Origin of the sequence: Pontibacter diazotrophicus, from assembly GCF_003367245.1 — a bacterium.
In the GTDB taxonomy this organism is placed as follows: Bacteria; Bacteroidota; Bacteroidia; order Cytophagales; family Hymenobacteraceae; genus Pontibacter; species Pontibacter diazotrophicus.
Genome location: NZ_QRGR01000001.1, coordinates 45,580 through 60,518, shown reverse-complemented (window position 1 = coordinate 60,518; position 14,939 = coordinate 45,580). Strand labels below are relative to the sequence as shown.

Here is a 14,939-nt window from a genome sequence, read left to right as displayed (position 1 = left end):
ACTTTCTAACACTCTAACTTTCTAACTTCTTTCCATCTCTCTAACTTCCAGAACTTCCAGCAGCTGCTCATTCCGTATCTCGCGGGCACATTTGAAATGGCCTTCCGGGCAGGCTTTGTAGCCATGCAGGCCGCAGGGGCGACAGTAAAGCGGCTCCTCCCGCTCCACCACATGGGCAAAATCCGAGAGTGGACCGAAGCCAAAGCGCGGCACTGTAGAGCAATAGATGGCACAGGTAGGGGCATTCAGCGCAGAGGCCAGGTGCATGGGGCCGGAGTCGTTCACGTAATTGAGTACGGCATCCCGCATAAGCGCTGCCGACTGCAGCAGGTTCAACTGCCCGCAGAGGTTCTGAACGCGCTGGCTAGTGCTTTGGCTGATGATGGCGGCACAATGTGCTTTATCAGCAGGTGAACCCAGCAGGTAAATTCTGTAAGCAGGATCAAGGCTGTTGATGAGTTGTACCCACTGCTCTGCCGGATACTGCTTTGTGAACCACACCGAAGTGGGGGCCATACAGATAAACGGCACCTCCTTCAGCTCCTGCACCTTTGCGAAATCAGCCTGCGAGGGGTACAGCTTTGGTTTGGAAGGAATGGCATTTGTGAGGCTTTGGATGAGCATGTCGTTGCGTTCCACCTCGTGCGTGCCCGACTTTACATCGTGCACATAGCGGCGGGTGAAGAGGCGGGAGAAGGGGTTCTTCTCAAACCCTACTGTTTCCTTCGCTCCCGAAAAAGCAGTCAGAATGCCTGTGGCCCCGAAGCGCTGCACGTTCACCACCAGGTCATACTGTTCTGCCCTGATTTGCTTCAGTAATTTCAGCAGACTTTTATACTTGCCCTGCTGCTTGTCCCACACAAGCACTTCCCGTAACAGAGGATGCCCTTTCAGCAGTGCTTCGTTTCCTTTGCGCAGCAGAAAGTCCAGTTTCGCCTCCGGGTAAAAAGCATGCAGCTTCTCCACCAAAGCCGTGGCGAGTACCACATCCCCCAAAAAAGCTGTTTGTATAATAAGGATTTTCTTCATGCTGATAATAAGCTTCCGGTAAAGCTACACCAAAGCGCGCTGGGTTAAAAAATATAGCCTGAAAGGGAGCAACCGGCAGGGAATGAACAGTTGAGAAATCGTTGCCGGTTATGCTAAAAAGCAATATATAGTATATTGCTCATTTCTGCAAAGTGAAGGCTGTTTTTAAACTAAACATTAAACTACTTTAACTCAATAGTTCTGATATTCTTATAAAATATCGATTTGAGTATTGATATTTGTAATGGGTTGCTTTGGTGATGCAGGCAAGTCGCCTTTCCGAACATGGATTGGCAACCCCTCATGCAGCTGCCGCTGCCTATTTGGAGTGCACCTGCCTTAGCGGGTACAAAGATACATCATCGACAGGGGAGGAAAGTCAGCAGACATCTTTTCCGCCTGTTATCATTACCTTTTACTATTATATGAAAAGAACTTTATTCCTTCCTGGCTTATTAGGCCTTCTGCTTTCCATGTCCGGCTGCGTTTCTACGTATATGCCCAACGTGCCCAACGTACCCATGTTTACTCAAAAGGGGGAATTGAGCACAGGAGGCCACATAACACCGAAGGGTAACTTCACATTTAACACAGCCTATGCCGTTACCGACCACTTTGCGGTGTTGGTAAATGGCTCTATGCTCAACAGCGAGCGCAAAAAGAGAGACCTTCAACATAACCTGATTGAAGCAGGCGGTGGTTATTTCACCTCCTTTGGGCCAGAAAATAACCGTGTTTTAGAGGTGTATGGTGGTTTTGGCAGCGGCAGCAGCGACCGTACTGAAAGAGAAGAGAATGACGAGGGCGTTATTACCTCTGAACGGCGCGAGGCAAGCTTCAGCAAGTATTTTGTTCAGGTAAATTTCAGCTCTAAAAGGAAAAAGTCGCTGCGCCTGTTTGGCAACGAATACCCACTGAACTATGGTACTGCCTTACGGGCCAGTTACATAAACATGAACAAGCACTTGTTTAACGGTTTGCCGGCGGCAGAAGAAGACAATATCTTTCTGGAGCCTATCTTCTACACCCGCCTGACCCTGAACCCATCCGTGCAGCTTCAGTATTCCAGCGGCTCAAACTTCGGTCTGAAGAACCGCAAATCCCTGACCGCCGGTTACTCTGTTTTCTCGCTTGGCTTTGTAATCAATGTAGGAGGCCGCAACACAACCCAGAATAAACCTGCTACCAGTAAGAAAGCTGCACGCTAGAATTTAAGCTTTTAGGTACGCATATTGGCATATAGCACGCAAAGCCGCGTTTTAATCCCTGCGGGACGTTCTGTTAATAGAAATAAGATTCATTCCTTCTTTAGCTCCGTAGGAGCGGCCTGTAAGCTTACCCTAACATGCCGCTCCTACGGAGCTAATTTGCTTTTAGACCATCAGGCTATCAACAGGGCGTCCCGCTGGGACTGTTGCGAACATCTTGATGAATTGCCTTCAGTACTTCTGGAAGCATGCCTCTTTTTAAAAGCACAGTCTTGCAGGCACAGCCACCGTTCGGAATTTGAAGCACTAAAAGGATTCTGCGACTTTTTCCGTACCTTTGCAAGCCTAAAATCGATATTGAATGCCTGATTATCATATTCATACTTTACCCAACGGGATAAGAATTGTACACAAGCAGGTGCAGCATACCAAAATAGCCCACAGCGGGTTTATAATGGATATCGGCAGCCGCGACGAACTTCCCAACGAAACAGGAATAGCTCACTTCTGGGAGCACATGGCCTTTAAAGGCACAGAAAAAAGAAAGTCGTTTCACATCCTCAACAGGCTTGAGTCTGTGGGTGGTGAGTTGAACGCCTATACTACAAAGGAGAAAATCTGCTTTTACTCCTCCGTGCTGGACAAGCATTTTGATAAGTCATTTGAGCTGCTGACGGATATTACCTTCCGTTCCATATTCCCGGAGCGGGAGATTGAGAAAGAGCGGGGCGTGATTCTGGAAGAGATGGCCATGTACCTAGACACACCGGAAGAAGCCATTGTAGACGAGTTTGACGCCGTTGTGTATGACCACCATCCTTTGGGAAACAACATCCTCGGCACGAAAGAAAGTGTTTCCAGCTTTGAGAAGCAGGATTTCCTGAATTTCCTGGACCGCAACCTGAGTACTGATTCGCTCATATTCTGCTCTGTCAGTAACCTGCCTTTCGAGAAGGTGCTGAAACTGGCGGAGAAGTACCTGGGCGATATTCCGGAGATGAAAAAGCACCGGGAGCGCATTCCGTTCAGCCACTACACGCCGAAGTCCATTACCCTTGAAAAGCCGATTTCGCAGGCGCATTGTGTGGTGGGCACTCCTGCCTACGCCCTCTCCGATGAGCGCCGCATCCCGTTTTTCATGCTTGTGAACATACTGGGTGGCCCTGGCATGAACTCGCGCCTGAACCTGGCAGTGCGCGAAAAGCATGGCTTGGTGTATACCATAGACGCCAACTACGCAACCTACCTCGACACAGGTCTGCTCACCATCTACTTCGGCACAGAGAAAAAGCAACTGAAACGCACTACCTCGCTGGTGCTGAAGGAACTGAAAAAGCTGCGGGAGAAGCCGCTTGGCTCCCTGCAACTGCATACTGCCAAAGAGCAGCTGATGGGGCAGTTGGCTATGGCCGAGGAAAGCAACATGGGCCTGATGATGATGATCGGCAAGAGCCTTCTGGACCAAGGCCGGGTAGACTCGCTAAACGAAATCTTCAGCCAAATCAAAAACATCACCGCCACCGACCTCCTGGACATCGCCAACGACGCCCTCCGCGAAGACCAGCTTAGCATCCTGAATTATGTGCCGAATTAGTCATTGATTGTTGATTGTTGTTCGTTTTAACAGTATGAGATTCTATAAAGTCTTACCGTTCAGCAATTAAACCACCCAACAATCAGCAATAAATGATAAACAATCAAACAAAATGGAATTCATAGACGAAGAACTGCTGCAGTACTCAGAGGAGCATACCTCACCGGAAAATGAATTGCTGCATAAGATAAACCGCCAGACGCACCTGAGTGTGCTGCGACCGCGCATGCTCTCGGGGCATCAGCAGGGTCGCTTGCTGTCGATGTTCTCGAAAATGATACAGCCAAAGCAGATTCTGGAGATTGGCACCTATACCGGCTACTCCGCACTATGTATGGCCGAGGGGCTGCAACTAGGTGGCACCCTGCACACCATTGATATAAACGAAGAGCTGGAAGAGCGGGTGCGGGGCTATTTTGAGGAAGCAGGACTATCAGAAAGTATCAGGTTCTACATAGGCAATGCTTTGGAGATTATTCCGGCCATTGATGCGCAGTATGACCTGGTGTTTATTGATGCTGACAAAATTAATTACGCCACCTACTATGACTTGGTCATTGACAAGGTGCGAGCGGGTGGCTACATTATTGCTGACAACGTGCTGTGGAGCGGCAAAGTGCTGGAGAAATACCGCCGGAAGCTGGATGAGGACACCAAAGCAGTGATTGACTTCAATAAGAAAGTGCAGGATGACGAGCGGGTAGAAAACATACTGCTCCCCATACGCGACGGCCTGATGGTGGCACGCAAAAAATAAGATATAAGAGCGGGAGGACGAGCAAAACGTTCTCCCGCTTTTCTTTTTAGCCCACCCGCTGCCCTTCCATTAGCTAATACCCTAACCTACTGCACTTTACTTTTCTCAACTCCATTATTCCCTTTCCGGGGCTGTTCTTAGCCCAAAAATATAATGTAAGAACTTGGCGAAGCGTTTTAAAAAGCGAGGCAAATTGCGTTATTTTTGCGATGCTAGATATTACCTTTCGAACATATTAGCCCTTAGCTATTTAACAAGCTTTAACTCAACAGAAAGTAGAGCAACAAATTCAACGTTTAGCCAACATTGTAAAGTACCAAGCCATGAAAAAGTCCTTCAGCAGCCTTATAGCCTTGTTGTTCCTGCCCTTGCTGGCCCTGGCACAACTCGTTACTGTGCCTAAAAACGTGTACTTCGCCGACATCCAACTCCAGATATCTGACGGGGCACAGGAGGAAATCCAGAAAAAGGTAGACGCGCTGCACCGCAATCAGACTTACTTTAAAATGAAGGTAGATCTGGCAGATACTTATTTCCCTGTTATTGAGCGCGTTTTCAAGGAGGAAGGTGTGCCGGATGACTATAAGTACCTTGCTCTGCAGGAAAGCGGCCTACTCGGCGACGCCGTTTCTACCTCTAACGCAGTTGGCTACTGGCAATTTAAGCGGGAGGCTGCCCTGGATTTTAACCTGCGCATGGACAATAAAATAGATGAACGCCGCCATATTATTGAGGCTAGTCGTGGCGCCGCTAAATATTTCCTGCGCAGCAATAAGTACTACAACAACTGGTTTAACTCGCTGCTTTCGTACTACCTGGGCTATACAGGGGCGAAGCCTTATACCAGCCCTTCGGATAATGGTGCCCGCAAAATGGATGTTACCGAAAAGTCGCACCCGTACGTAATTACCTTCCTGGCGCACAAAATCGCTTACGACGCTTTTGTTGGCAAAGCCAATCCACCTGCACTGTCGTTGCGCGAGATGCGCGGCACTCCGGGTCAGAGTTTAGCCGATATCGCCATGTCTACTCAAACAGACTATGCTGAATTAGAGAAGTATAACAAATGGCTGTTAGGCAGCTCTATTCCGTCTGATAAGGATTATTATGTGATGGTACCAGTGCGCAACGGCAACAGCGATGGAGGCCTCTTAGCGTCAAAAGACATGGCTACTCCTGCAACTACAAGAAAAGGCTTAAGCGCAAGAATTTCGAAACGGAACGGATTGAGCACTGTTACCGCGCAACCTGGCGACACGAAAGACAAGCTCGCCATGAAAGCGGGCCTTTCTACCCGTAAATTCCTGAAGTATAACGACCTGCACAATTTCGATGACATTGTACCTGGTGCAGCATATTACACTGAGAAGAAAAACATGACCGCCGATGCGGAATACCATGTGGTGCAGCCAGGGGAAACGATGCAGCTGATTTCGCAACATTATGGTATCAGGCTGAACTACCTGCTTTTCAAAAACCGCATGAACCGCAGAGAGGTACCCGTGCCCGGCCGCGTACTGTGGCTTCAGAAACGCAGACCAGCCCACACGCCCGTGGAGGTACGCGACCTGAACAAGGCACAGGCAAAAACGGCTACCGCGCCTAGTTCTAATCAACCAGCAGCGGCCGCAACTCCATCAAGGCAGGATGACAGACAGCAGGATAAAGAGAAAGCTTCTCAGTCAAAGCCAGCTTCTGAGGGCAATATTTTCAAGCGATTCATCAACAGCTTTAAGCGCTTCAAAAATCCACAGCCTGAACAGCAGGAACAAGTAGAGGAGGAAGAGGAAATTGTAGTAGCCGAAAAACCAGTAGTTGTTGAAACGAAGACAAAGGCACCAGATCCTGCCCCGGCTGTAGCTACTGAAGCAGCTGTAGCCGTAAAAGCTGAACCAACGGAGGAAGAATGGTTAGAGGCCGTAAAGGAGGAAAGAATACAAGCAGAGAAGACAGAAGCGATGAAGACTGCGGAAGCACCTGTCACTAAGGTGCCGGCAACGGAATCTCAGAAAAAGCAGCCGGCGCTGTATCCACAAACAGGTTCCATAGAGCCTGTACAAGAGCCTGCGCAGCAAGCACCCGTTGATACGCTGCCTGCCACAGGTGAAATGTCGCCAACTGAAGTTGACACACTCAACACCAGCCCTTTACCTGTGGAAGAAGAGGAACAGGTGCAGCAGGAAGAAGAGCTGGTAGAGAAGCAGACAGAAGAATGGAACATTGGGGCAAAAGACGGAACGGCGAGAGAACCAGAGGATATTTTCAGAGAGCCAGCCGCCACGCCTGCTACGGAGCCAGCCACTACTGTTAAGAAAGAGGAAGCAGCTCCTGTGGCGGCACCACAGCCAGCCCCTAAACCGACAAAACATGTGGTAAAGCAGGGAGAAACGCTTTACAGCATCTCCAGAATGTATGCCGTAACAGTGAATGACCTGACTGCCTGGAATAAACTGGGTGATGCCCCGATACAAATGGGCCAGGAGTTATTGATAGCAGAACCCCTGGTACAACCGGAGCTGGAGGAAACAGCAGAAGATGATGTACCTGCCACTATGCTTTCCACCACCAGCGACTATCATACGGTAGTAGCCGGTGAAACACTCTACCAGATATCGAAAAAGTATAATGTCTCGCTGGAAGATATGCGTAACTGGAATAATCTGACAGACAACAATATTCGTTTAGGTCAGGAATTGCGCGTGAAGGCACCTGCAGGCGCTACGGCAACAGCCACTGAGTCCGGCTCAGCAGAAACCAGTGCTGTACCAAGCACCGGGTACCATACCGTGGCCGGTGGCGAAAGTATGTACCAGATTTCCCGCCAGTATGGTGTCACCATTAAAGACATTATGGAGTGGAACAACAAGTCAGACTTTGCTGTGAGTGTTGGTGAGAAGCTGCTGATTAAGAAGAAGTAGTTGTTGGTTGTTACTTTCTGGTTGTTAGTTGATAGTAAATAGTTATTGGATATATACTTAAAGCAGAAAGCCGGCTATAGAATATCGGCTTTCTGCTTTTATGTAGTGTAGTATCAGCAAACCTGTCTTTGTAAGAATTCACCACTAACACCCATAACCTAATAACTAACAACCAACAACCAACAACCAAACCTACCTTTCCTCCGGCGGTGCCGTCAGGTTGGAGGCTGACTGGAGGCCTGTGGCAATCTCCGGCACAATGCCGAGGCGTTCATAGATGGGCCACACCATCTGCCGGAGGCGTGGCAGACTTACAGCAAAAGGCACAATACTCACCGCGCACAGCAGGCCGCATCCGGCCAGCGTATACCCAACGCCTATATGCTCTGCCACGGCACCTGCCAACATACTTCCGATGGGAGCCATGCCCATAAACGCTGTCGCATAGAGGCTCATCACGCGTCCACGCTTGTCATCGTCTACAATAGTCTGCAGCAGGGTGTTGCAGGAGGCCATCGACACAATCATGCCGAAGCCGGAAAACAGCATCAGCAAAAGAGACAGCACCAGCATGGTTGAAAAGGAAAAGGCAATCAATGAGGAGCCAAACAGGATCATCATCCCCACAATTATCTTCCCCAGCCCCACCACTGATTTCCGCTGCGCCAGAAACATGGCTCCGGCTAAAGCCCCGAAGCCAGAGGCCCCCATCAAGTAGCCCAACGTGTTGGCCCCGCCGTGCAGAATATCGCGGGCAAAAACAGGCAGCAGCACACTAAACGGCATCCCGAAAAGGCTCAGCAGCGCCACAATCGTAATCAGTGCCCGGATAGGTGGAAATCCGAATGCGTACTGAAAACCGTCTTTCAACGACTGCCAGGCCTTGCGTTGCTGCGTTGCCCGCTCAAAAGGCTTCAGTTGCATCATCAGCAGCGAGGCCAGCACGGCAATATAACTGACTGCATTAATGAGAATACAGATACCCTCTCCCACCACCGCTATGATCAGTCCCGCTATAGTTGGCCCGACAAGGCGCGCCATGTTAAACATGGAGGAGTTCAGGGCAATAGCGTTACTGATGTCTTCCCGCTTCTCCACCAGCTCAAAAACAAAGGCCTGCCGGGTAGAAATATCAAAGGCGTTGATAACGCCCAGTACGGCACTTAACGCCAGTATATGCCATATCTCAATAGTATCGGTCAGAACCAGAACAGCCAGCGTGGAAGCCTGCAGCATAGAAAGCGATTGCGTAACGACTAGTACCTTGTGGCGGTCAAATTTATCGGCGGCCACACCCGCGAAGGGTCCGAGCAGGAAAGAGGGAATCTGGCTGGAGAAGGTAACAGCTCCTAGCAGGAACACCGAATCGGTGAGGCGGTAAACGAGCCAGCTCAGCGCAATCTGCTGCATCCAGGTACCAATAAGCGAAATCCCCTGCCCCACAAAAAACAACCTGTAGTTGCGCGATTGCAGCGCCCTGAACATCCCGCTTAGCTTTCCTTCTGATTTCGCTTCTCCCATATAGTAGTTTTCTCCTTCCCTGGCACAGCTTTTTACTTACGTAGTGATACCGCTCCGGAGTTATAGATTAAACAGCAGTATGTTACGACCAAGGTGAAAGCAAGTGCTGTAACTGGGACTATTTATACCTCCTATTTGTTATCGTTCCAGCTACTGTTTGGTTTGGGCAGCCGCTCTATTTTTCGTACTTTTAACATCCCGGAAATGACAAATATGTTTAGACTTCCTCTAATATAAAGGTCATTCGTAATTCATAATTTGTAATTCATAATTCCCCCTAAATGCCAGTTTTTTCGCATTTACATACCCATACGCAGTACTCGCTGCTTGATGGCCAGGCCAGCATCAGCGCGCTCATGAAAAAGGCGCAGGCCGATGGCATGCCCGCCGTAGCCATGACGGACCACGGTAATATGTTTGCCGCCTTTAATTTTGTGGCCGAGGCGAATAAGTATAACGTGAAGCCAATCGTGGGCTGCGAGTTTTACCTCGTGAAGGACCGCCATCAGAAAACCTTCACCAAAGAGCTGAAGGATGTGCGCCACCACCAGTTGCTGCTAGCCAAAGATCAGGAGGGCTATCAGAACCTGGCGAAGCTGTGCTCGCTCTCTTATATAGAAGGTGTGTATAGCAAGTGGCCGCGTATGGACAAAGAGCTCCTTTTAAAATATAGCAAAGGCCTGATTGCCACGAGCTGCTGCATCGGTGCCGAAGTGCCGCAGGCCATCCTCTGGAAAACAGAGGAAGAGGCGGAAGAGATCTTTAAGTGGTGGCTGGATGTGTTTGGTGAGGACTACTATATAGAGATACAGCGCCACGGCCTGCAGAATATTGATGGCACAGGCAAGAGCCAGGAAGACATCAACCAGGTGCTGCTGAAGTGGGCTAAGAAGTATGACGTAAAGGTTATCTGCACCAACGACACCCATTATGTAGACCAGGACGACTGGAACGCGCATGATATCCTGCTCTGCGTGAATACCGGCGAGGATCAGTCTACACCAGTGGGTGACTTTGCCACGCGCTATTACCGCTTTCTGACAGATGACCAGAAGGTGATTTACGATACAGTAGACAACGTCCGGAACAAGTATAGCAACAACGCCAGCGTAAGGCAGATGCTGCAGCGTATTGATGAGGCTGGTCCGAAAACACGCTTCGGCTTCCCCAACGACCAGTTCTACTTCAAGACGCAGGCGGAGATGAACGAGCTGTTCAAGGACGTGCCGCAGGCGGTGGATAACACCAACGAGATTGTAGACAAGATTACGCCTCCGAAGCTGAAGCGCGACATCCTGCTGCCTAACTTCCCGATACCGCCGGAACATGCGGGTGCCGATGCTTACCTGCGCCACCTTACCTATGAAGGAGCTAAAAAACGCTATACCGATATCACGCCTGAAATAGAAGAACGCCTGGATTACGAGCTGCGCATTGTGGAGACCATGGGCTTTGCCGGTTATTTCCTCATTGTGCAGGACTTTATTAACCGTGGCCGCGATATGGGTGTGTTTGTGGGGCCGGGCCGTGGTTCGGCGGCTGGCTCTGCCGTAGCCTACTGCATCGGTATCACCAACATCGACCCTATTAAATATAACCTGCTGTTTGAGCGATTCCTGAACCCGGAACGTGTGTCGATGCCCGATATTGATATTGACTTTGACGACGTGAACCGCCAGCGCGTGATCGACTACGTGGTGGACAAGTATGGCAAAACGCAGGTAGCCCAGATTATTACCTTTGGTACCATGGCCGCGAAATCATCTATCAAAGACGTGGCGCGTTCTACTTCTCTGCCGCTTGCCGAAGCCAACGAGATGGCGAAGATGGTGCCGGATACGCCGGGTACTACGCTGGCAAAGGCCTTTATGGAGAACCTCGACCTGGCCGCCATCCGTGAAGGAACCGACGCGCGTGCCGCTGTACTGAAGCTGGCCGAGAAGCTGGAGGGCTCTATTCGTAACACCGGTATACACGCGGCGGGTGTTATCATCGCCCCGGATGACATCACGAATTACATCCCGGTTTCTACCTCAAAGGATTCTGACCTGCTCGTGACGCAGTTCGACGGTAAAGTGATTGAGAGTGCGGGCATGCTGAAGATGGACTTCCTGGGCTTAAAGACGCTGACCATCATCAAAGATGCTATGGAGCTGATAAAAAAGAACCACGGCGTTGAAATTGACATCGATAATATTCCGATAGACGACGAGAAGACGTACCAGCTGTACCAGCGCGGTGACACCATCGGTACGTTCCAGTTCGAGTCGGAGGGTATGCGCATGTACCTCAAGGACCTGCAGCCGACCAACATTGAAGACCTGATTGCCATGAACGCCCTTTACCGCCCGGGCCCGATGCAGTTCATCCCGAACTTCATTAACCGGAAGCACGGCAAAGAGGAAGTAGAGTATCCGCATGAGCTGCTGGAGCCTATTCTGAACTACTCATACGGTATCATGGTGTACCAGGAGCAGATTATGCAGACAGCCCAGATTTTGGCCGGCTACTCCCTGGGAGGTGCCGACTTGCTGCGCCGCGCCATGGGTAAGAAGGACATGAAGAAGATGGCCGAGGAGCGTGAGAAGTTTATTGCCGGTGCCGCTGAAATTCACAAGATTCCGGCAAAGAAAGCCTCCGAGGTGTTCGACGTGATGGAGAAGTTTGCCCAGTACGGCTTCAACCGCTCCCACTCCGCTGCCTACTCCGTGGTGGCCTACCAGACAGGTTACCTGAAGGCCCATTACCCTGCCGAATACATGGCTGCCGTGCTCACCAACAACATGAACGACATCAAAAAGGTGACGTTCTTTATTGAGGAGGCACGCAAGCAGGGCGTACAGGTGCTGGGTCCGGACGTAAACGAATCCTTACTTAAGTTCAACGTGAACGAGCAGGGCAACATCCGTTTTGGTTTGGCTGCGATAAAAGGAACCGGCGAATCTGCGGTGGATGCTATTATAGCGGAGCGTGAGAACGGACTGTATCGCGATATCTTCGATTTCGCGAAGCGGGTGAACCTGCGTGCCGTGAACAAGAAAACCTTTGAAAGCCTGGCGCTGGCTGGCGGTTTTGATTCGTGGGACCTATACCACCGTGCCCAACTTGTAGAGGTGCCGGAAAGCGAAAGCATGAGCTTGCTGGAGAAAGCGGTGCGGTATGGCAACAACTACCAGGCTGAACTGCAGGCTGCCCAGCAGTCGTTGTTTGGCGGTGGTGCTGCTGTGGCTGCACCCATGCCTAAAATACCGGAAGTAGCCCCCTGGACACAGGCCGAGATGCTCCGCCGCGAGAAAGAGGTAGTTGGTTTCTATATGTCCGGGCACCCGCTCGACCAGTTTAAGCTGGAAATAGACTCCTACTGTACCTGTCCGCTGAATAAAATAGAAGAATACAAAAACCGCGACGTGAACGTGGCCGGTATGGTAACGGATATAGTTATCCGCACAGCCCGAAACGGCAATCCATTTGCACTCTTTACGGTGGAGGACTACGACACTTCCATGCAGATGGCGCTGTTCGGAGAGGATTACGTCAAGTTCTCGCCTTACCTGAAGATGGGTTTATACCTGTTTATCCGGGGTAAAGTGCAGCTGCGTTATAAATCCGAAGACCAGTGGGAGCTGAAACCGCAGAACATCCAGCTCTTAGGTGATATCATGGAAAAAATGGCGCAGGGCGTACAGATAAACATCAACCTGCAGCACTTTACACCCAACCTGGCCGAGGCACTGGAAAATGCTATTGTGGAGAGCTCTGGTCAAAAGCGCCTGGAGATAACCCTGCACGTGCCGGAGGAAAAACTGGCCCTGCCGATGTACTCCCGCAAGTATAGAATTGACCCAAAGCTGTTCCTGGCAACTATTAAGGATATGGGCGTGGGGGAATGTAAGCTGATTTGATTAGAAGATTCGAAGCTGGGAGATTTAAAAATCTCCGCAGCTTCGAAAAGTATAGAAAGAGGTATGCTGCGGCGGTATACCTCTTTTTTTATTGCTCTTATTGCTCTTTCGGACTTCTTAGTCCGAAAGTTTTCTGCCGGGGATTTCCTAATCCCCGTACTGGTGTTCCTGCTAACGCGGATTAGGAAATCCGCTTCAGGCTTAGTTCTGGATTAAGAAATCCAGAACAGCAATTGCTCATAGTGGGTATAGAGTAACATGGGACTCAAAAACAAAATAGTACCCGGTGGATTGTACTTTCTAACTATGACGGTGGTAGACTGAGTGGATATCTTCACGCGTCCCATCTACAAACATATTATCGTGGATGCATTGAGGTTTTGTCAGGAGAAGAAAGGTTTACGCCTTCATGCCTGGTGCCTGATGAGCAACCACCTGCACCTGATCACTTCGGCAGCAGACGACAAAAACCTTTCAGACATCCTCCGGGACTTTAAGCAGTTTACCAGCCGTAAAATTATCACCGCCATACAGGAGGAGCCGGAAAGCCGAAAGCAATGGCTGTTGCACCGCTTTGAATTTGCAGCCAGACAAAACCCAAAGGTGCGGCACTACAAATTGTGGCAGGACGGAAACGAGGCGAAGGAACTGCATAGCAACGCCTTTCTGGAGCAGAAGCTGGACTACATTCACCAGAACCCGGTGCGGGCAGAATGGGTAAATGAGCCGGAACATTACCGCTACAGCTCAGCCAGTTGCTATGCAGGCGAAAGCAAGCTACTGGAGATAGAGCTGCTTCAATAAAAAATATCCATGATAAAAGGATAAAATGCACCTCCTCTCTCCTTCTTCCCCGGCTGCTTAAACATTTTTCAATTATACTTGTTGGTACAAATTAAATAATACCCTGATAGGCTCCGATACCGTAAGTATATACAGTAACGATTGCGAATGGCAGCCCCAAAGGCAAATAGCAGGACAGCTTGTCAGGTAATTTGATTTTGGGCGGATATTTGCCAAACTTATAATTGTTACTATATTTAAACATAGAACTTAACACAACAAACCGTTAAAATTATGGCTAACAAAGCAATAGAAATCACAGACGCGAATTTTGATGAGATCATCAATTCAGATAAACCCGTATTAGTAGACTTTTGGGCAGAGTGGTGCGGACCGTGCCGCATGGTAGGCCCGATTGTAGAAGAACTGGCCGGCGAATACGAAGGCAAAGCCGTTATCGGCAAAGTAGACGTGGATGCCAACCCGCAGACTTCTGCTAAATTCGGTATCCGCAGCATCCCAACCCTTCTTGTTTTCAAGAATGGTGAAGTAGTAGACAAGCAGGTAGGCGCTGTGCCTAAGAACGTATTGTCTCAGAAACTAGAGTCACAAATGGCGTAAGCTGAAGAATACATACCTATTCTAACAAACAAAGAGAGGCTCTCCCGCTATGCAGGAGAGCCTCTTTTATTTATACATGACTGCTCTTAATCGTTGTCATCTTTCATGATAACGCTGATTTTACCGCTTCGCTCTAAATAGGCCGATTTGATTTTACTTAAATCGGCTTCGGTACCTGATTTGCGAAGCGCCTCTTCTAAGTCATTTTCCGTTACACTGTTTTTCTTCAGAGCATCCCGCATCAAATCACCATCTTCTATTAGCTTCACCCGCTCCCCCTTTATAAAGTCGCCGAAGCCGAAACTAGAATGATAGGCTACGATAGCTAGGCCTTTATGCAGTAGCACCAATACTAAAGCAGCAACTAAGGTGGGGATAAAAGGAGAGTTTCCGGTTATGGCTCTGCTGAGAATGGAACCGTAAATAATACCCAGCACAATATCAAAAGCAGAGTTTTTTCCAAAAATGCGGTGGTTGCCGATGCGCAGAATTATCAAGGCGACAAAAAATACGACGACCGCCCGCACTGACATCTGCCACCAGGTTAATTCCTCCCCATGTATGCCAAAAGCTATGTTAAAAAAATCTCCCATACATCCCCATCAA

10 protein-coding genes are annotated in these 14,939 nt (G+C 49.5%); 7 read left to right on the top strand and 3 right to left on the bottom strand.

The genetic code is table 11. The features are described from left to right. Positions 1–21 precede the first annotated feature (21 nt). On the bottom strand, positions 22–1,029 hold the full coding sequence (locus DXT99_RS00230; protein WP_115563501.1) for a glycosyltransferase family 9 protein: 1,008 nt from the start codon (positions 1,027–1,029) through the stop codon (positions 22–24). A 425-nt stretch (positions 1,030–1,454) separates the two neighbouring features. On the opposite strand from DXT99_RS00230, the gene DXT99_RS00225 reads away from it, so the two are divergent. From DXT99_RS00225 to DXT99_RS00210, 4 genes are all read left to right on the top strand, one after another. Beyond that, on the top strand, positions 1,455–2,237 hold the full coding sequence (locus DXT99_RS00225) for a hypothetical protein (protein ID WP_115563778.1): 783 nt from the start codon (positions 1,455–1,457) through the stop codon (positions 2,235–2,237). Between the two features lie 361 nt (positions 2,238–2,598). Continuing rightward, positions 2,599–3,831 carry a M16 family metallopeptidase gene (locus DXT99_RS00220; protein WP_115563500.1) on the top strand — a complete coding sequence of 411 codons (1,233 nt, stop codon included), beginning with the start codon at positions 2,599–2,601 and terminating at the stop codon, positions 3,829–3,831. A gap of 112 nt (positions 3,832–3,943) precedes the next feature. After that, entirely contained in the window at positions 3,944–4,588 is a 645-nt protein-coding gene (locus tag DXT99_RS00215) for an O-methyltransferase (RefSeq protein WP_115563499.1), read from the top strand. Between the two features lie 323 nt (positions 4,589–4,911). Then, a complete protein-coding gene (locus DXT99_RS00210; protein ID WP_115563498.1) occupies positions 4,912–7,506 on the top strand; it encodes a LysM peptidoglycan-binding domain-containing protein in 2,595 nt (864 codons plus the stop codon). Between the two features lie 192 nt (positions 7,507–7,698). Here DXT99_RS00210 and DXT99_RS00205 read toward each other — a convergent pair whose 3' ends face one another. Further along, positions 7,699–9,027: an MFS transporter gene (locus DXT99_RS00205; RefSeq protein ID WP_220273325.1), complete on the bottom strand. Its 1,329-nt coding sequence runs from the start codon at positions 9,025–9,027 to the stop codon at positions 7,699–7,701. Positions 9,028–9,308: 281 nt separating this feature from the next. Here DXT99_RS00205 and dnaE point away from each other — a divergent pair, with 281 nt between their 5' ends. From dnaE to trxA, 3 genes are all read left to right on the top strand, one after another. Next, positions 9,309–12,929, top strand: coding sequence for a DNA polymerase III subunit alpha (dnaE, locus tag DXT99_RS00200; RefSeq protein WP_115563497.1), 3,621 nt, complete (start codon positions 9,309–9,311; stop codon positions 12,927–12,929). Positions 12,930–13,253: 324 nt separating this feature from the next. Further along, entirely contained in the window at positions 13,254–13,733 is a 480-nt protein-coding gene (locus DXT99_RS00195) for an REP-associated tyrosine transposase (RefSeq protein WP_262511345.1), read from the top strand. Between the two features lie 273 nt (positions 13,734–14,006). Continuing rightward, on the top strand, positions 14,007–14,333 hold the full coding sequence (gene trxA, locus DXT99_RS00190; protein ID WP_115563496.1) for a thioredoxin: 327 nt from the start codon (positions 14,007–14,009) through the stop codon (positions 14,331–14,333). 86 nt (positions 14,334–14,419) lie between these two features. Here trxA and DXT99_RS00185 read toward each other — a convergent pair whose 3' ends face one another. Further along, positions 14,420–14,926 (bottom strand): DUF421 domain-containing protein, encoded by a 507-nt coding sequence (locus DXT99_RS00185; protein ID WP_246000369.1) that lies wholly within the window; start codon positions 14,924–14,926, stop codon positions 14,420–14,422. Positions 14,927–14,939: the final 13 nt, after the last annotated feature.